We start from the raw sequence: 16,309 nt of genomic DNA on the forward strand, positions 1-16,309 counted from the left end.
CCTAAAGGAAGGACGGCTCGCTTGCTCCGCGGACCTACCGTGAGCGCAGTGCCGGCGGACGGTGGGTGGCGGCATGCAGATCATCGAGCACAGCATCATCGGGACCCGGTCTGCGGTGCTGCGCCTGCGGCGCCCCGGCAGCCAGTTGGAGTTCGTGCTGTTCCCCATGCTCCACGTCGCGAGCCCGGAGTTCTACGCGGCGGTGACGCAGCGGCTGCGGCGGTGTGACCTGCTCGTCGTCGAGGGCGTCCGGGGACGCTCGGTGCTTGCCTGGGCCATCACGCTCACCTACCGGGTCATGCCGGCGAACAAGCGTTCCGGGCTGGTGGTCGACAACATCGCCTACCGGTCGCTCGGTGTGGAGGTGATCAACCCGGACGTGACGACGGCGGAGTTCGCCCAGGGCTGGCGGGCCATGCCGCTGCGCTACCGGTTACAGCTGTGGTGCCTCCTGCCGATCGTGGCCGTCGCCCAGTTCTTCGGCGGCACGCGGCGGCTGCTCTCCCCCGAGGTCGAGGTGAACGACCTGCCCAGCGCACAGGACGAGCTGTACGCGGACAGCGACTTCGCCGACCATTTCGAGCGCACGTTCGGCGGCGGTCGGGACGAGCGCCTGCTCGCCGCGCTGTCCGAACTGGTCCGTACCCGCTCGGCGGAGCGGATCGACGTCGCGGTCGTCTACGGCGCCGGTCACGTGCCGGCGATCGTCCGGGGGCTGATGGACCGGCACGGCTACCGTCCCCGCACCGCCGAGTGGCTCACGGTGCTGAGCACGTAGGCGCCGCTGCACGCGGGTCGGTCAGTTCGTCACACCCAGCCGGCAAGCTGGCCGGACTGACCAGGGCCGGTGCAGCACCGGCCCGTGAACCTACGGAGGAAGCCGTGGCGGTCACCGCCGATGACCTCGACGCAGCGCTGTCGAGCGTTGTTGCCAGTCTGCGACCCGCGACCGGGCTGGACTGGTCCGCGCGGGCCGGCAGTCTGGAGTGGGACTGCTGGCACACCGCCGAGCACATCGGCGACTGCCTGATCTCGTTCGCCGGTCAGCTCGTGGCCCGACCTGAGGCGCGGTTCGTGCGCTTCGTGGCGAGCGCCGACAAGGACGCCTCCCCGGCCGAGGTACTGGAGTTCGCCGAGGCGGGCGGCCGCATCCTGGCGGCCACCGTACGCGCGTCCGGGCCGGATGTCCGGGCCTACCACCCCACCGGTCACGCCGATCCGGAGGGCTTCGCCGGGATGGGGTGCGTGGAAGCGTTGCTGCACGGCGAGGACGTCGCGCAGGGTCTCGGCCTCGCCATCGATCCGCCGCGGGACGTGTGCGCCCGGGTGCTCGCCCGGCTGTTTCCGCAAGCTGCCCGGGAGCTGTCCAGCGTGGACCCGTGGGCGGCGCTGCGGTGGTCCACCGGCCGCATCGAGCTGCCAGGACGCCCGCGGCTGACGGAGTGGCACTGGCGCGCTGCTCCGCTGGGCGAATGACCTGATCCGGGACGTGGCCCGGGTGCGGGCGGGGCGCGGCGCCGCCGGTGGTGCACGCCGGCGGCGCACGCGGCCCCGACGGGCAGCGGCCAGCGTCCGTGACCGCTCGTCCGCGTCCGCCGAGTTCAGCGCCTCCGAGTTGTGGTCGCTGAGGCCAACTCGAGGATCTCGGCGAGCAGGGGCAGGGTGGTGACGCCCTCGCTCTCCAGGAAATGGCCGGCGCCCGTGACGAGATGGGTGCGTGCCCGTAGCCGGTCGGCCAGGGCCACGGAGGCGCTCGGCGGAACGATGGCGTCATCGTCGGAATGGATCACGTGGCGGTGCCGGATGTTCGGCGCGATCGCGGTGACGTCCACGTCGTCGGCGAGGAAGGCGTCCAGGACGGGCAGCACCTCGAGTCTGCCGGTGAAGCCCGCGACGAAGACCGCACCGCCCAGCGACCACGGGACTGGCAACTCGGCGAGGCGCCGCAGCACGGTGATCGCGCCCAGGCTGTGCGCGACGATCCAGGTCTCGTCGTCGATCCGGTCCACCGCGGCGCTGACGGCCTTGTGCCAATCGGTCGCGGAGGGCGCCTGGGGCTCGGGTAGGCGGACCACCGTGACCTCGACGCCGTGGGCGGTGAGCAGGTCGCGGAGCCACGGGAACCAGTGGTTGTCGGGCGTTGCCCCGTAGCCGTGGACGATGAACACCCGCCGGACGGGAAGAGCAGACGTACTGGGTGAGGTTGAGGTAGGCACAGCGAGACCGTAGGGGTTCACGTCGGCGTCAAGGTCAAGACGGGAGAGGTTGGATGCGCATCGGGCAACTGTCCGCGATGACCGGGGTCAGTAGGCGAGCGCTTCGCTACTACGAGGAACAGGGGCTGCTCGTCACGAGGCGTAGCGCCAATGGATATCGGGAGTACGCCGACGACGCGCCGCTGGTCGTGCGACAGATCACCGCGCTGCTGGACTCGGGACTGAACTCGGACGCGATCCGCCGCTTCCTTCCCTGTGCCCGTGGCCCTCGACCGGATCTCGAGATGTGCGACGAACTACGGGCACATCTGCAACGGCGCAGGGAGGAGCTGAGCAACCAGCTGCACCGACTGTCCGAGCAGGTCGGCAGGCTCGCGGCCCACCTGGAGTGAGGCGCCAACCTGCCTCGGCACCGATGGGGTACCGACCGATCACCAACGCTGCAGCGCGGCGGCCAGCTGGGCCAGGGCGATGTGGGCGGCGTCGAAGATGGCCAGTTTCCGGGGAAAGTTGTGGTTGAGCCCCTGGTACCGAACCGCGGTGACGGGAACACCGGCCGCCAGCAGCCGGGCGGCGTACCGTTTCCCCTCGGCGGCCAACAGGTCGAGTTCGGCGGTGATGACCACGGCGGGCGGCAGACCGGCGAGGTCGGCCCGCAGCAGGTCCAGATCCGGCTGGGTCCGGTCCACCCCGGGTGGGGCGTACGCGTCCCAGAAGAACCGCATCTCCTCCCGGTCCAGGCCGTACTCGTCCAGCGCGGGATAGTCGGCGGCGGGGTCGAGGACCGGGCAGATGAGGATCTGTCCCGCGAGCCGGATCCCGGCATCCCGGGCGCGTCGGGCGGTCACCGCCGCGAGGTGCCCTCCCACGGAGTCACCGGCCACCGCTGTCCGGCCCGGGTCGAGGTCGTACCGAGCCGCCGCGGGCCCCCGCAGCCAGTCGAGTGCTCGCGCCATGTCGTCGACCGCGGCCGGGTGGGGATGCTCGGGGGCGAGCCGGTAGTCGACGGAGAGCACGGCCCAGCCGGACGCGGCCGCCAGGTGCCGGCACAGCCCGTCGTGGGTGTCCACGCTGCCCATCACCCATCCCCCGCCGTGCGCGTACAGGACCACCGGCAACGCGCCGGAATCGCTGTCGCGGTAGAGGCGGGCGGGGACCCCGCCGGCGTCGACGGTGACCACGGACCGGATCCGCGGTCCGCTGCCCACCTCGTCGGGCGTTGCCTGGACCATGCTGAGCCGCGCCGCCGGCAGGGTCGCCCGGGTGAGCGGGACACGCTGCTGGACGTGCATCGCCGCCCGCGCCTGCGGGTGCAGCCGGTCGGGGTCCACCCGAGAATTATCGCCGCTCGACTGAGGTCGACGTTGCCGACACGGGCGGTGACTGCCCGGCGCGTCGGCGGTTACCGTGTGGACCGTGGATGAGCTGCTACCGGCGCTGCCGGAGGACTGGGAGCGCTGCCTCGCGGTGGCCGCCCACCCTGACGACATCGAGTACGGCGCGGCCTCGGCGATCGCCCGCTGGAGCGCGCAGGGCAAGCAGGTAACCTACCTGCTGGCCACCCGGGGTGAGGCGGGCATCGACGCGATGCACCCGGACCAGGCCGGGCCGCTGCGCGAGGAGGAGCAACGCGCCGCGGCCCGGGAGGTCGGGGTGGACGTCGTGGAGTTCCTCGACCACCGCGACGGGGTCGTCGAGTACGGCCCGGAGCTGCGCCGCGACATCGTGCGCGCGATCCGCCGGCACCGGCCAGAGGTCATCGTCTCGGGCGCGTTCACCATCCGGATGGTGGGTGGCATGACCAACCAGGCCGACCACCGGGCGGTGGGACTGGCCACGCTGGACGCCGGCCGCGACGCGGGCAACCGGTGGATCTTCCCGGAGCTGGTGGACGAGGGGCTGCCACCCTGGGGCGGTGTGCGCTACGTCTGCTTCGCCGGCGCCGAGCGGCCCACGCACGGGGTGGACGTCACCGGCGAGCCGTTGCGGCGGGGTATCGCCTCGCTGGCCGCGCACGCCGAGTACACCAAGGGTCTGGGCGTCGCCGGCCCCGAACCCGGGCCGTTCCTCACCTGGGCGGCGCGGCAGGGCGGGCCGGCGCTGGGCGTCGAGGCGGCGGTCCTGTTCGACGTGCACGCGCTCACCTTCGAGGGTCCGCCACCCTGGCTCTGAGCCCGGCCGGCCCCGGCGGGATGTCGGGTGGGCACCTCCGACATCCCGCCGCGGAGCGCCCGGACCTCAGCTCACCGCCTGCTTCACCAGCGCGGCGATCCGGGCCTCGCTGTCGGCGGTCAGCTCGGTCAGCGCGAAGTAGGTCGGCCACATGACGCCCTCGTCGAGGTTCGCCTCGTCACTGAAGCCGAGCACCGCGTACCGCGTCTTGAACTTCGCCGCGCTCTGGAAGAAGCAGACCACCTTGCCGTTGCGGGCGTACGCGGGCATGCCGTACCACAGCTTGGCGGTGAGACCCGGCGCGCTGGCCTTGATCACGGCGTGCAGGCGCTCGGCGATCACCCGGTCGGACTCCGACATCTCGGCGATCTTGGCGAGCACCTCGGTTTCCGTGTCGGCCTTGGCGCCCCGCCGCGCGGCGGTCTTCAGCTCCTTGGCGCGCTCCTTCATCGCGCTGCGCTCGTCGTCGGTGAACCCGTCGTACTTGTTGGCGGTGGTGGTCTTGGTCCTGGTCGACATCACAACTTCCTCTTTCTGGCGAGTGGGTATCGGGCGGTACGGTTCGATGGCGCCCCGGCGTTTGACCGGGTTCGTGGATCTCTTCGGCGGATGATCAGGTCACCAGGTGCCCGCCTGCTGGCGGGTCGGCGCGTTGAGCCGGTTGAAGGCGTTGGTCATGGCGATGGTGAGCAGCAGCGCGGCCAGTTCCTTCTGGTCGAAGTAGGTGGCGGCCACGTCCCACACCTGGTCCGGCACCGGGTCCGACCGGTCGGCGAGCCGGGTCACGGCCTCGGTCAGGGCCAGCGCGGCCCGCTCCTCGTCGCTGAACCACGGCGTCTCCCGCCACGCGGCGACGGCGTGCACCTGGTCGGCGCTCGCGCCGGCCTGGCGGGCCTGGTGGACGCCCCCGGCGACGCAGGGGGCGCAGCCGTTGATCTGGCTGGCCCGCAGGTGGCTCAGCGCCAGCAGCTTGCCGTCCACCCCGACGCCCGCGACGGCCCGGTTGACCGCCATCAGGGCCTCCATCGCCTCGGGGACCAGAACCGCCGGGTTCGGCATGCGCTCGGTCGACATCGCTTCTCCTTCGTCCTCGGTGTCGCTGACGGGAGTCATCCGATCAGCGGCGGGCCGCATCGCGCGCCGTCCGTGGGACACCGTGGGACACCCAGACGCGGGTCGAGCAGCGCAAACAGGTCGCCGATCCGGGGTCGTGGGCCGGGACGGTACGGTGTTTCAGGTGTCCAGCCCCCAGGAGCGACTGGTGGCTCAGCTCGCCGGGATCAAGGAGCTGAGCGGGCTCAGCCTGCGTGCCCTCGCCGGTCAGGCGGGGCTGAGCAGTTCGTCGCTGTCGCGGTACCTGACCGGTCAGCTCGTGCCGCCGTGGGAGGCCGTCGTGGCGCTGTGCCGGGCAGTGGGCCGCGATCCCCGGCCGCTGCGCGCGGGGTGGGCCGAGGCGTACCGGGCCGGCGCGGCGCCCGCCCCGCGCCGCAACGACCTGCCGGCCGACCTGTTCGACTTCACCGGCCGGGAAGCCGAGTCCGCGCTGGTCGAGGAGCTGCTGAACACCACTGCCGCGGTCGCGATCGACGGCATGGCGGGGGTGGGCAAGACCAGCCTGGCCGTGCACGTGGCCCATCGGCTCGCCGCGACGTATCCGGACGGCGGGCTCTACCTCGACCTGCACGGCTTCACTCCGGGCCAGGAGCCGCTGGATCCGCAGTCCGCACTGGGCCGGCTGCTGGCCGCGTTGGACGTGACGCACCCGCCGGCCGGCGTCGCCGAACGCGCGGCGCTCTGGCGGTCGGAACTGTCCCGCCGGCGGGTTCTCGTCGTGCTCGACAACGCGGTCGACGCGGAGCAGGTGCGCCCGCTGCTGCCCGGAGCCGGGAAGTCCGCGGTCCTGATCACCAGCCGCCACCGGCTGGTCAGCCTGGACGGGGTGCCGCCGGTGTCCCTGGAACCGCTGACCGATGACGACGCGGCGCACCTGTTCGGCCGGGCGGCCGGGCTCACGCCGACCGACGGCGAAGCGGTCGGCCAGGTGCTGGCGCAGTGCGGCGGGCTCCCGCTGGCGCTCCGGATGGCGGGCGCCCGGCTTCGTCACCGCCCGGGCTGGACGGTGGCGGTGCTGGCCGAGCGGCTGGCCGACACCACCAACCGCTTCGACTCCGTGTTCGGGATGTCGCTGCGGCAGCTCGACGCGGTCCAGCGCCGCGTGTTCCGGCTGCTGGGCGTCCTGCCGGGCGCCGACTTCGACGCGGCGGCGGCAGGCGCGCTCACCGACCTGCCGCCCGGCCGGGTCGGCGCAGCGCTGGAGGAACTGGTCGACGCCCACCTGGTTCGGGAGCCCTCGCCCGGGCGGTACCGGATGCACGACCTGATCCGGCAGTACGCGGCGGACCTCGCCGCCGACGAGGAGCCCCAGGCCGACGCCGCCGTGTACCGGGTCCTGCGGCACTACCTGGCGCAGGCGGTCGCCCACGACCGGACGCTGCCCTCGCCGCACCGCCCGCAGCCCGCGCCGGGAGACCCGGCGAAGGCGATGGCCTGGTTCGACCTCGAGTACGCCAACCTGGTGGCCTGCTTCGACGCCGCCGTGCGGCTCGGTCTGGACGAGGTGGTAGCCGAACTGCCGCAGGCCATGCGGGTCTGGTTCTTCCGGCACCGCGGCACCGACGACCAGGTACGCCTGCTCGACGGGGCCGCGGCCGCCGCGGCACGGCTCGGCCGCCACCGGCAACGGGCCGCCCTGCTCGCCGACCTGGGCTACGCCCGGGCCGCCGCCGGACGCCTCGCCGAGGCGCTCGCCGCCTACGAATCGGCGGAGCGGTCGGGGCCGGACGACGAGGCCGCCGCCGCGCTGGCGCTGCGCATCGGTCTCGTCCGCCGGGATCTGGGTGACCTCGAAGCGGCGCAGGCGCACTTCCGGCGGGCGCGCACGCTGTTCGAGAAGCTCGGACGCCGCGCCGGGCAGTCCCAGGCGCTGGCCTTCGACGGATGGGTGACCCTGCGCCTCGGGCGGCCCGGCGAAGCCGTCGAACTCGCCCGGGCATCCGTCGCCCTGGCGGACGGGCCGGCGCAGATCACCGGGCTGGTCACCCTCGGTGTGGCCCTGGCCTCGGACGACCCGGCCGAATCGCTGCGTACCCTGCACGAGGCGTTACGGCTGGCCGAGCAGCACAACCTCCAGCACAACCAGGCGTTGTGCCACAACTATCTCGGGGTCGCGCGGCGGCTCATGGGCTCACCCGAGGAGGGGCTCGCACACCACCGGCGGGCCTTCGAGCTGCTGGAGCCGCTGGCCGAGGTGCAGCTGGAGATCGACTTCCTGCACACCTACGCCGAGACGTGCCGCGCCGCGGGTCGCCCTGACGAGGCGCTGGCACTGCTCGACCGGACCGTCGAGCTCGCGCGCGAACTGGGCCGGCAGCACGACGAGAAGCTCGCCGGCGCGGCGCGGGACGAGCTGCTCGCCGCCCGCTGAGCCAGCGCCGCGGGGCGGCTGCTCGTCCGGCGTCACTCGTACCGACCGGGTCCAGGCGAGTCGTTCACCCGGTGGTCGAGCGGTTGGCGGCCGGACCGGCCGTCGGCGGCGAGGAACTGGTCGAGCAGCTCGCGTGCTCGACGGCGAGGCCGGCGGAGGCCACCGCCACGGCCGGCGGGCCGGCCAGGAGCAGCCCGATGGCACCGGCGGCGACGAGGCGGTGGCGGGCCCGGGGTCGGGTCGGTGGGGCGAGCATCCGACGTACCCGGTCGGCGGCGCCGGCCGCCCCGAGAGCGTGCCGAGGAGTACGGTCGGCGAGTTGAACGATGGCGGTGGCCACGGCGTGCCGGCCGTGCCGCTCGCTCGCCCGGTCGTCGGCCAGGTGCTCCACCAGCCGGCGGATCTCCGTCTCGGCCGCACCAGCCATCGGCAGCCCTGGCAGGGCGCGACGGAACGCGACGGCGAGGGCGACGAGGACATGGTGTCGGCCGCGCAGGTGCGCCCGCTCGTGCCGCAGCACGGCCGCGAACTCGGCCTCGGTGAGCGCGTCGAGCGCGGCGCTGGTGACGACGACCTGCCCCGGGCGGCCGGGCAGGCAGTAGACCACGGGCGCGGTGTGCTCGACGACCGTCCAACCCGCACCGACGTCCTGCCTGGCCAGGGGTAGGAGTGCGGCGCGGTGGCGACGACGCCAGCTCCGGGCGGTGGTGAACGTGCCGACCAGAGCGGCCACTAGGCGGGCGGCGAGGACCGAGGTGGCCACCAGTCCGACCACGGCGAGCGTCGCGTTGGGTGCGCCGAGGTCCGCCAACGCCTGCTTGCAGGCCGCGACGATGCCGGCCAGGCCCGCGGCGAGCGCGGCCGGAGGTACGGCGACGAGCAGCCCGGCGGCGAGGACGGCGCCGGTGACGGAGAGTTCCGCGCCGAGCCAGAGCCACACCGCGAGCCGTGGTTGGGACGCCAACCACGGTGCGGTGAGGACGGGGCGGGCGAGGGTCACCACCGCGGCCGCCCAGCCCAGCAGTGCCAGGCTGGTCATGAGTCGGGCTCTCCGCGCCGCTGAAGCAGCTCGCGCAGGGCGGCGGCTTCCTCGACCGTCATGGCGTCGACGAACCGGGCCAGTGCGGCCTGCTGGTCGGCGGCCGAGGAGAGCGCCTCCGCCATGAGCCGTCCCACGTGCTCCTCCCGACTGGTCTTCGGACGGTAGCGGTAGGCGCGGCCGGCGAGGTCGCGCTCCGCCCAGCCCTTGCGGTGCAGGTTGTCCAGGACGGTCATCACCGTGGTGTAGGCGAGGCCGCGGTCCGCCATCGCGTCGACCATCTGCCGCACGGTGAGCGGACCCGGCGCCTCCCACAACGCGTTCATCACCGCGGATTCGAGTGGACCCAGCGGGCGGTCGTTGCCCGGGTCCGTCCGTCGAGGTCGGCTCACCGGTCGACCCTACCGGCGGCGGTCGGCACCGACGTGGCCGGAGCCGGGCAGGCCCGCTCGGCGGCGAGCCGACGCCGCAGGGCCCAGGCGAGCAGGACGACGGAGGCCGCGGCGAGTACGGGCTGCGCCGGGGCGAACCAGCTCATCGCGCCGCTGTAGCCGAGCGCGACCAGGACGATCTTGTTGCAGACGGGACAGCCGACCGCGAACAGGGACAGGGTCGCCCCGAGCACGCCGGTCCGCGGCTCCCCACGGCCCACCGCTGTCTCGCCGGTTCCAGCGCCGGCAGCGACATAGGTCGCCAGCAGCAGCCCGGACAACGCCGCGGTCACCACCAGCACCGGCCAGGCCCACCAGGTGACGGCCACGTCGCGGCTGAAGTACGGGGTGTCGATCAGGTCGGTGGGCACGGCGATCACCACCGTCGTCGTCACGGCGCCAGCGACCGCTGCCACCCACCGTCGCGCCGGCCAGGCCGCCGGGCCGGTGGTGACGGTCATCCCGGCCACTCCGGCCCGGGCCGGTGGGGTGGCATCGGTGTCCGGCGTGCGGGCAGCACGCCGGCGCAGCAGCAGCACGGTGACCGCGGCCGCTCCCGCGACGAGGAGGACCAGTTCATCCGGTACGCCGCCGACGGTCGCGGTGACCCACTCCTGCGCGGCGCCCTCGATGTCGGTCAGGCCGAAGCCGCCGGCCAGCGCCGCCGTGCCGTCGAAGACCAGGAAGAGCACGCCGAGGGCGACGAAGATCAGCCCGGAGACGGTCGAGGTGGTGTGCAGGCGCAGCCGTCCGAGCGAGAACTGACGGCCGCGCAGCCAGCGCCGCTGGCCGATGCGCCATCGGTCCCAGACCAGGGCGAGCAGCAGCAGGGGCGCCGTCATGCCCAGGGCGTACACGGCCAGCAGGGCGCCGCCGGTAGCGGGTCGCGTCGAGGTGGCGGCGACGGTGAGGATCCCGCCGAGGATCGGGCCGGAGCAGAACCCGGCGAGCCCGTAGACCGCGCCGAGGGCGAGCACCGACAGCGGGGACTCGCCGGTGATGCGGCCCATCAACCGTTGCGCCGGCCCGAAGGCGAAGCCCTTGCCGGCCAGTTGCATCACGCCGAGGGCGATGATCGACCAGCCGGCGACCAGGATGAGCGTGTCGCGGTGCTGGAAGAAGGCGCCGGCCACGACGGAGGAACCGGCGCCGAGGGGTACGAGGACCGCCGCCAGGCCGAGGTAGAAGACGCCGGTCCGGGCGAGCAGTTGCCGCGGGTGCTGGAAGGCGTACGCGAAGAAGGCGGGTAGCAGCATGGCGCTGCACGGGCTGAGCAGGGCGAGGACTCCGCCCAGCAGGGCGGCGAGGTAGCCGATGTCGCTCATTTCACCCCTTCCAGTTGCTCGTCGATGGCCTGCTTGAAGGCCTCGTACGGCTGGGCGCCGATGACGGGTGTGTCGCCGACGATGAATGCCGGAGTGCCGGTGAGACCCATCGAGGTCGCCTCCTGCCGGTCGCGCAGGACGGCGGCCCGAGTAGCGGCGGAACCGCGATCGGCATCGAACCTGGCGAGGTTCAGCCCGATCCGCGCGGCAATGTCACGCAGCGCGCCCTCGTCGAGGGAACCGCTGTTCACCCGGCGCTCCTTGGCGTACACGGCGCTGTGGAACTCCCAGAACTTCCCCTGTGCGGCGGCGGCGCGCCCGGCGGCGGCCGCGTCGGTCGACTCCGCGCCGAGGTAGGGCAGGTCGCGCCACTCGATGCGGACCAGACCCTTGTCGACGTACTCCCGGACCAGCTTCGGTTCGGTCTCCCGGGCATGCCGCCCGCAGAACGGGCATTGGAAGTCGGCGTACTCGATGATCACGATCGGGGCGTCCGGCTCGCCGAGCGCGAGCGGGTCGCCGGGTGTCCGCCGGGCCAGAGCGGCGAAGGGATTCGCCTCCTGACCACCGCCCGATCCTGCGGCCGTGGCCCCGTCGTTGGGGGCCGCCGGCTGGTCGGCGGGCCGGGCGAGGATCGCCAGCACGGCGACGATCGCGATGACCACCACCGGAGCCAGCCAGCCGGCCGCGCGGCGGATCGGGGTCGTCCGGCGGTCACTCCTGCGCGACGGCTTCGTCGTACCTGGCACGTCTCCTCCATCCACGGGATCACTACTACTATTAACGCTAGTACTAAGAAGTCTAGTACTAGAAGAATTAGTAGGAACGAGGGACGTCCGAAGCTGCCGGACGTCCCTCGTGACCGGGGATCAGCGGCGGGACGAGGATCCCGCCGTCGCCGATGCCATCGGCTCGCGCGGTCCCGACCTGCGCCTGCCGCCCAGGGCGAGCGCCACGGCGATGGCGGCGGCACCGCCGACGCCGGCCCAGAGCAGCGGGTTGCTCCGCAGGTCGCCGGGCAGTTGCTGGGCGAGGACGAAGACGCCCATCACCACGACGAACCAGCCGAACGCCTTGCGCAGGACATCCGCGGGGATCTTCCCGGCCAGCCGGCCGCCGGCGAAGCTGCCGAGGATGGCGGCGAGGGTGACCGCGGCGGCCAGTCCCCAGTTGATGCTCACGCTGGAGAGGTAGCCGGCGAGGCCGGCGAACGACTTCATCGCGATGACCACCAGCGAGGTGCCGACCGCCACCGGCATCGGCAGGCCACCGAGCAGCGCCAGGGCGGGCACCACCAGGAATCCGCCGCCCGCACCGACCAGGCCGGTGACCAGACCGACCACCACGCCGTCGAGGATCACCCGCAGGACCGGCAGCTCGTGCGGCGCGGGCTTGCCCTCGGCGGAGCGCCGGCCGCGGATCATCGCGACCGCCGTGGCCAGCATCATGATCGCGAACCCGGTGAGCAGGATGCCGGCCGGGATGAACTCGGCGAGCCGGCCGCCGGCGTAGGCGCCGGTCATGCCGGCGAGGCCGAAGATCAGGCCGGTGCGCCACCGGACCCGGCCGGCCCGGGCGTGCGGCAGCATTCCCACGGCGCTGGTGGCGCCGACGACGAGCAGCGAGGTGGCGATGGCCTCCTTGGCCGGCAGGTCGGCGACGTAGACCAGCAGTGGTACGGCGAGGATGGAGCCGCCGCCGCCGAGCAGGCCGAGGCTGATGCCGATGGCGACGGCCAGCGCGACGGTCAACAGCAGGGTTGCACTCATGCGCGCTCCCCGGTGCCGTCCCGCAGTTGGCCGACGATGGTGTCCAGGTCGCAGCTGGCGCCCCGGTTGTACGGCAGCTTGCCGAGCAGCATGCCCATGGCGCAGGTGTTCGTGACAGCGGCGAAGGTGAGGCCTGCGCCGATGAACCCGGCGACCCACTTCAGGCCGGGCACGAAGATGGAGCCCAGGACGCTGGCCAACACGATCGAGCCGGCGACGAGGCGAACCTGACGCTCCAGGTCCCAGCGCTGCTTGCCCTGCTTGATCGGGGCGTTCGCCGCCTGCCAGGCCAGCATGCCACCGTTGAGGACCTTGAGGTTCGGCAGGCCGACCCCGGCGAGGGCCTGCTCGGCCTGGGTGGCCCGGGCACCGGAGCGGCAGATCAGGACGACGTCCTCGTCGAGGTGGTTGCGCAGTTCCTCGCGGTGTTCCTTCAGCAGGTCGAGCGGAACGTTGTAGGCGCCGGGGATGTGGGAGGTCTCGAACTCCGCCGGGGTGCGGACGTCGAGCAGCCGCGGCGGCCGCCCGGCGGCGATCAGTTCGCGCAGCGTGGTGGCGTCGAGGGTGGCCGGGCTGGTGGTCTCGGAAGTGCTCATAACTCCTCTTTCAGAAAGAACCGGTGGATGTGACGGCAGGGGTGTGTGCCGGCCGGCGCGCAATGACGCCGGCCGGGCTCGGACACGGGTCAGGCGTTGTCGGCCATGGCGACGCCGGCCGCCTCGGCCCGGTCGAACTTGTCGTCGATGACGACGACCTCGCGGCCGGCGTTGGCCAGCAGCGACGCCGCCGCGGTGGCTCGGTAGCCGGAGCCGCAGTGCACCCACACGGCGCCGGCGGGCACATCGGCGAGCCGCTTGGGCAGGTCGGGCAGCGGGATGTGTACCGCGCCCTCGATGTGGCCCGCGCGCCACTCGTTGGTCATCCGCACGTCGAGGACCACGTCCGGGGCCGGCAGGCCGGCCGGGAGGTTCCCCGCGTGGGCGGCGGCCAGCGCCGGGAAGTCGGCCATCCGCAGCTCGCGGAGCTGGCCGGGCTCGGCGGCCCACCGCTCGGCCTCGCCGGTGGCCTGGGCGGCCGGCCGGTCGATGCCGATCCGGACCAGCTCGCGCTGGGCGTCCGCGACCTGCTCCGGCGTCTCCGCCAGCAGGGTGATCGGCACGCCCCAGTCGATCAGCCAGCCGAGCCAGGTGGACATCGGACCGTCGAGCCCGAGGCTGACCGTGCCGGCCAGATGCGAGGCCGCGTACGCCTTGCGGTGCCGCAGGTCAACGACCCACTGGCCGGCGGCGATCCGCTCGCGCAGCGCGGCGGCGTCGGCCCGGGTCACCGGGGTGAGGTCCACCGGGGCTGGGCCGGCGAAGTTCGCCACACCCATGTGGGCGTAGTACGCCGGGTAGGCGTCGAGCCCGGCGAGCGTCTCGGTGACGAACTCGTCGGCGGCGAGGCGCAGCACCGGGTTGGCCTGCTTCTCCCGACCGATCGTCGATTCGGGGGCGTCGGCCTGGCTCGCCGAGCAGAAGCTGCCGAAGCCGTGCGTCGGCCACACCTGCGCCCCGTCGGGCAGCAGGTCGGCCAGCCGCTGCGCCGAGGCGTGCTGGTGGTGGGCCAACTCGTGGGCGTGCTGCTTGCCGAGCAGGTCGGTGCGTCCGGTCGTGCCGAACAGCAGCGACCCGCCGGTGAAGACGCCCGCCGGGCGCCAGTCACCGTCGACGGCCTCGTCGAGGACGTACGACAGGTGGTGGAAGGTGTGGCCCGGGGTGGCGACCACGCGCAGGCGGAGGCCGTCCGAGACCGGCACCACGTCGCCGTCGGAGACCGGACGACGTGCGAAGCCGACCTCGTCGGCCGCGGCAACCAGGTAGTGGGCGCCGGTCACCCGGGCCAGTTCCAGTCCGCCGGAGACGTAGTCGTTGTGGATGTGCGTCTCCACCACGTGGGTGATCCGCACCCCCTTCGCGCCGGCGAGGTACAGGACCCGGTCGATGTCGCGCTGCGGATCGACCACGATGCCGACCTGCCCGTCCGAGGCCAGGTAGCTGCGGTCGCCGAGCGAGGACGTCGCGATGACGGACACCTCTACTGCCATTGCCGTTCTCCTTCCCAATCTCTAGATACCCGGGGGGGTATACAGGAAACAGAATTCTGCGCCGACTCGATTCGGCAGACGCCTACCCGCCCACGCCGCGCCTACCCGGCGTGGGTCAGGTCATCTTCCGTTCAGGCCAGAGCCAGGAAGAGCTTCTCCAGCTCCTCCTCGGTCATCTCCGGCGTCTCACCACGGTCACGGGCGGCGTTACAGTGCCGCATGCCCGAAGCGATGATCTTGTAGCCCGCGCGGTCGATCGCCTTCGACACCGCAGCGAGCTGAGTCAGTGCCTCACGGCAGTCCTGACCGCTCTCCATCATCTCGATGACCGCGTTGAGCTGGCCGCGCGCCCGCTTCAGCCGGGTCAGGGCCTCGCTGGTCATTTCAGGTCGAAGCTTCACCGCACTACCTCCCGCACTCCAACATACCCCAGGGGGTACCTGCTCTGCCAGCCGGTCCGGATATACCCCCCGGGGTATGCTCAACTGCGAGGGCCGCCGGTGGATTCCCGCCGTCGAATGCGCTGCCGGCGGCCGACCCGTCAACCCAGGAGGTTCCGTGGCCGCGAGACAGCAACACGAGGTGGTTATCGTCGGGGGTGGCACCGCCGGCATCAGCGTGGCGGCACGACTGCGCCGAGCCGGCGTCGAGGACATCGCCCTCATCGAGCCCGCCACGCACCACTACTACCAGCCGCTCTGGACGCTCGTCGGTGGCGGCCTGGCCACCACGGCGGAAACCGCACGGCCGGAACGGACGCTCATCCCCAAGGGTGTGACCTGGGTCCGCGACCGAGCCGTCGGGGTCGATCCGGACAACCGGAGCATCTCGCTCGGCGAGGGCGGGACGGTGGGCTACCGCCAGCTGGTCATGGCACCAGGGCTCCAACTCGACTTCGACGCGGTGCCCGGCCTGGCCGAGTCGGTGGGCCAGCGGGGGGTGTCCAGCAACTACCGGGTCGACCTCGCCCCCCGCACCTGGGACTTCATCCGGGCGGTGCGCGGTGGCACCGCGATCTTCACCATGCCGCCCGGCCCGATCAAGTGCGGCGGCGCACCGCAGAAGATCGCCTACCTGGCGGCCGACTGGTGGCGCCAGCAGGGCGTGCGGGACCGGATCAGGATCATCCTGGTACTGCCCACGGCGACCATCTTCGGCCAGCCGGACTGGGCCAGGGTCCTCAGTCGCGTCGCCGCCGGCTACGGCATCGAGGTGCGCTACGGGTCGCAGCTCGTCGAGGTCGACGGCGCCAGCCGCCAGGCGGTGATCACCGACAACGGGTCCGGCACCACGGAGACCATCGACTACGAGTTGCTGCATGCCGTACCGCCGCAGAGCGCTCCGGACTGGTTGAAGGGCAGCCCGCTGGCCGACCCGGGCAGCCCGTTCGGCTACCTGGAGGTCGACCGCCACACGTTGCGGAGCGAGCGCTGGCCGGAGGTCTTCGCGCTCGGAGATGTGGCCAACCTGCCCACCTCGAAGACCGGGGCGGCCATCCGCAAGCAGGCGCCGGTCGTGGTGGCGAACCTGCTCGCGGCCCGCCGGGGCGAACCGCTGCCGGGCCACTACGACGGCTACACCTCCTGCCCGCTGGTCACCGCCCGCAACCGGATGCTGCTCGCCGAGTTCGACTACGAGCACCAGCCGAGGCCGAGCTTCCCGTTCCTGGACACCATGCGGCCGCGCTACGACATGTGGCTGCTCAAGCGCTACGGCCTGCCAGCCATGTACTGGCACGGGATGCTCCGCGGCCTGGCCTGAGCAGCCCGGCATCGGCGCATCATGCC

Annotated in this window: 18 protein-coding genes; 6 read left to right on the forward strand and 12 right to left on the reverse strand. The window is 72.7% G+C overall.

Annotation, left to right across the window (positions count from 1 at the left end):
- The first annotated feature begins 73 nt into the window (after positions 1–73).
- Positions 74–778, forward strand: coding sequence for a hypothetical protein (locus FHX32_RS18405; RefSeq protein ID WP_167184449.1), 705 nt, complete (start codon positions 74–76; stop codon positions 776–778).
- Between the two features lie 104 nt (positions 779–882).
- Complete coding sequence (locus FHX32_RS18410) at positions 883–1,476, forward strand: maleylpyruvate isomerase mycothiol-dependent enzyme family protein (protein ID WP_167184452.1); 594 nt, start codon at positions 883–885, stop codon at positions 1,474–1,476.
- Between the two features lie 125 nt (positions 1,477–1,601).
- Here FHX32_RS18410 and FHX32_RS18415 read toward each other — a convergent pair whose 3' ends face one another.
- Positions 1,602–2,168 (reverse strand): alpha/beta hydrolase, encoded by a 567-nt coding sequence (locus tag FHX32_RS18415; protein WP_167184455.1) that lies wholly within the window; start codon positions 2,166–2,168, stop codon positions 1,602–1,604.
- 101 nt (positions 2,169–2,269) lie between these two features.
- Between FHX32_RS18415 and FHX32_RS18420 the strand changes: the two genes are divergently transcribed.
- Positions 2,270–2,608 carry a MerR family transcriptional regulator gene (locus tag FHX32_RS18420; RefSeq protein ID WP_167184457.1) on the forward strand — a complete coding sequence of 113 codons (339 nt, stop codon included), beginning with the start codon at positions 2,270–2,272 and terminating at the stop codon, positions 2,606–2,608.
- 39 nt (positions 2,609–2,647) lie between these two features.
- Here FHX32_RS18420 and FHX32_RS18425 read toward each other — a convergent pair whose 3' ends face one another.
- A complete protein-coding gene (locus FHX32_RS18425) occupies positions 2,648–3,547 on the reverse strand; it encodes an alpha/beta hydrolase (protein WP_486481170.1) in 900 nt (299 codons plus the stop codon).
- A gap of 85 nt (positions 3,548–3,632) precedes the next feature.
- Here FHX32_RS18425 and FHX32_RS18430 point away from each other — a divergent pair, with 85 nt between their 5' ends.
- Entirely contained in the window at positions 3,633–4,388 is a 756-nt protein-coding gene (locus FHX32_RS18430; protein ID WP_167184460.1) for a PIG-L deacetylase family protein, read from the forward strand.
- Positions 4,389–4,454: 66 nt separating this feature from the next.
- On the opposite strand, the gene FHX32_RS18435 is transcribed toward FHX32_RS18430, so the two are convergent.
- Both FHX32_RS18435 and FHX32_RS18440 read right to left on the reverse strand, forming a co-directional pair.
- Complete coding sequence (locus tag FHX32_RS18435) at positions 4,455–4,907, reverse strand: DUF1801 domain-containing protein (protein WP_167184464.1); 453 nt, start codon at positions 4,905–4,907, stop codon at positions 4,455–4,457.
- A 99-nt stretch (positions 4,908–5,006) separates the two neighbouring features.
- Positions 5,007–5,462: a carboxymuconolactone decarboxylase family protein gene (locus FHX32_RS18440; protein WP_088993201.1), complete on the reverse strand. Its 456-nt coding sequence runs from the start codon at positions 5,460–5,462 to the stop codon at positions 5,007–5,009.
- Positions 5,463–5,625: 163 nt separating this feature from the next.
- Between FHX32_RS18440 and FHX32_RS18445 the strand changes: the two genes are divergently transcribed.
- Positions 5,626–7,872: an ATP-binding protein gene (locus FHX32_RS18445; RefSeq protein ID WP_486481171.1), complete on the forward strand. Its 2,247-nt coding sequence runs from the start codon at positions 5,626–5,628 to the stop codon at positions 7,870–7,872.
- Positions 7,873–7,936: 64 nt separating this feature from the next.
- On the opposite strand, the gene FHX32_RS18450 is transcribed toward FHX32_RS18445, so the two are convergent.
- The 8 genes from FHX32_RS18450 to FHX32_RS18490 form a co-directional block, all read right to left on the reverse strand.
- Positions 7,937–8,911, reverse strand: coding sequence for a M56 family metallopeptidase (locus FHX32_RS18450; protein WP_167184470.1), 975 nt, complete (start codon positions 8,909–8,911; stop codon positions 7,937–7,939).
- The gene (locus tag FHX32_RS18455) at positions 8,908–9,303 is read right to left on the reverse strand and encodes a BlaI/MecI/CopY family transcriptional regulator (protein WP_167184473.1); all 396 of its coding nucleotides are present in this window, start codon (positions 9,301–9,303) and stop codon (positions 8,908–8,910) included. The genes FHX32_RS18450 and FHX32_RS18455 overlap by 4 nt, the downstream gene beginning before the upstream one ends.
- Complete coding sequence (locus FHX32_RS34565) at positions 9,300–10,667, reverse strand: cytochrome c biogenesis CcdA family protein (protein ID WP_208418855.1); 1,368 nt, start codon at positions 10,665–10,667, stop codon at positions 9,300–9,302. The genes FHX32_RS18455 and FHX32_RS34565 overlap by 4 nt, the downstream gene beginning before the upstream one ends.
- Complete coding sequence (locus FHX32_RS18470; RefSeq protein WP_167184476.1) at positions 10,664–11,416, reverse strand: thioredoxin domain-containing protein; 753 nt, start codon at positions 11,414–11,416, stop codon at positions 10,664–10,666. The genes FHX32_RS34565 and FHX32_RS18470 overlap by 4 nt, the downstream gene beginning before the upstream one ends.
- Positions 11,417–11,536: 120 nt before the next feature.
- Entirely contained in the window at positions 11,537–12,436 is a 900-nt protein-coding gene (locus FHX32_RS18475) for a sulfite exporter TauE/SafE family protein (RefSeq protein WP_167184479.1), read from the reverse strand.
- Positions 12,433–13,032 carry a rhodanese-like domain-containing protein gene (locus FHX32_RS18480; RefSeq protein WP_167184482.1) on the reverse strand — a complete coding sequence of 200 codons (600 nt, stop codon included), beginning with the start codon at positions 13,030–13,032 and terminating at the stop codon, positions 12,433–12,435. The genes FHX32_RS18475 and FHX32_RS18480 overlap by 4 nt, the downstream gene beginning before the upstream one ends.
- Before the next feature lie 89 nt (positions 13,033–13,121).
- Positions 13,122–14,522, reverse strand: coding sequence for an MBL fold metallo-hydrolase (locus FHX32_RS18485; RefSeq protein ID WP_167184485.1), 1,401 nt, complete (start codon positions 14,520–14,522; stop codon positions 13,122–13,124).
- Between the two features lie 131 nt (positions 14,523–14,653).
- A complete protein-coding gene (locus tag FHX32_RS18490; RefSeq protein ID WP_088993193.1) occupies positions 14,654–14,923 on the reverse strand; it encodes a metal-sensitive transcriptional regulator in 270 nt (89 codons plus the stop codon).
- A 157-nt stretch (positions 14,924–15,080) separates the two neighbouring features.
- Here FHX32_RS18490 and FHX32_RS18495 point away from each other — a divergent pair, with 157 nt between their 5' ends.
- Positions 15,081–16,283, forward strand: a complete 1,203-nt coding sequence (locus tag FHX32_RS18495; RefSeq protein ID WP_486481172.1) for an NAD(P)/FAD-dependent oxidoreductase — start codon at positions 15,081–15,083, stop codon at positions 16,281–16,283.
- The last annotated feature ends 26 nt before the right edge of the window (positions 16,284–16,309 follow it).

The organism is Micromonospora sp. CNZ280 (assembly GCF_011759515.1).

Bases quoted from the DNA above. Each gene is read 5' to 3' on its own strand.
- FHX32_RS34565 (WP_208418855.1), bottom strand. From the start codon at position 10,667: ATGAGCGACATCGGCTACCTCGCCGCCCTGCTGGGCGGAGTCCTCGCC.
- FHX32_RS18440 (WP_088993201.1), bottom strand. From the start codon at position 5,462: ATGTCGACCGAGCGCATGCCGAACCCGGCGGTTCTGGTCCCCGAGGCG.
- FHX32_RS18420 (WP_167184457.1), top strand. From the start codon at position 2,270: ATGCGCATCGGGCAACTGTCCGCGATGACCGGGGTCAGTAGGCGAGCG.
- FHX32_RS18405 (WP_167184449.1), top strand. From the start codon at position 74: ATGCAGATCATCGAGCACAGCATCATCGGGACCCGGTCTGCGGTGCTG.
- FHX32_RS18485 (WP_167184485.1), bottom strand. From the start codon at position 14,522: ATGGCAGTAGAGGTGTCCGTCATCGCGACGTCCTCGCTCGGCGACCGC.
- FHX32_RS18450 (WP_167184470.1), bottom strand. From the start codon at position 8,911: ATGACCAGCCTGGCACTGCTGGGCTGGGCGGCCGCGGTGGTGACCCTC.
- FHX32_RS18475 (WP_167184479.1), bottom strand. From the start codon at position 12,436: ATGAGTGCAACCCTGCTGTTGACCGTCGCGCTGGCCGTCGCCATCGGC.
- FHX32_RS18435 (WP_167184464.1), bottom strand. From the start codon at position 4,907: ATGTCGACCAGGACCAAGACCACCACCGCCAACAAGTACGACGGGTTC.
- FHX32_RS18480 (WP_167184482.1), bottom strand. From the start codon at position 13,032: ATGAGCACTTCCGAGACCACCAGCCCGGCCACCCTCGACGCCACCACG.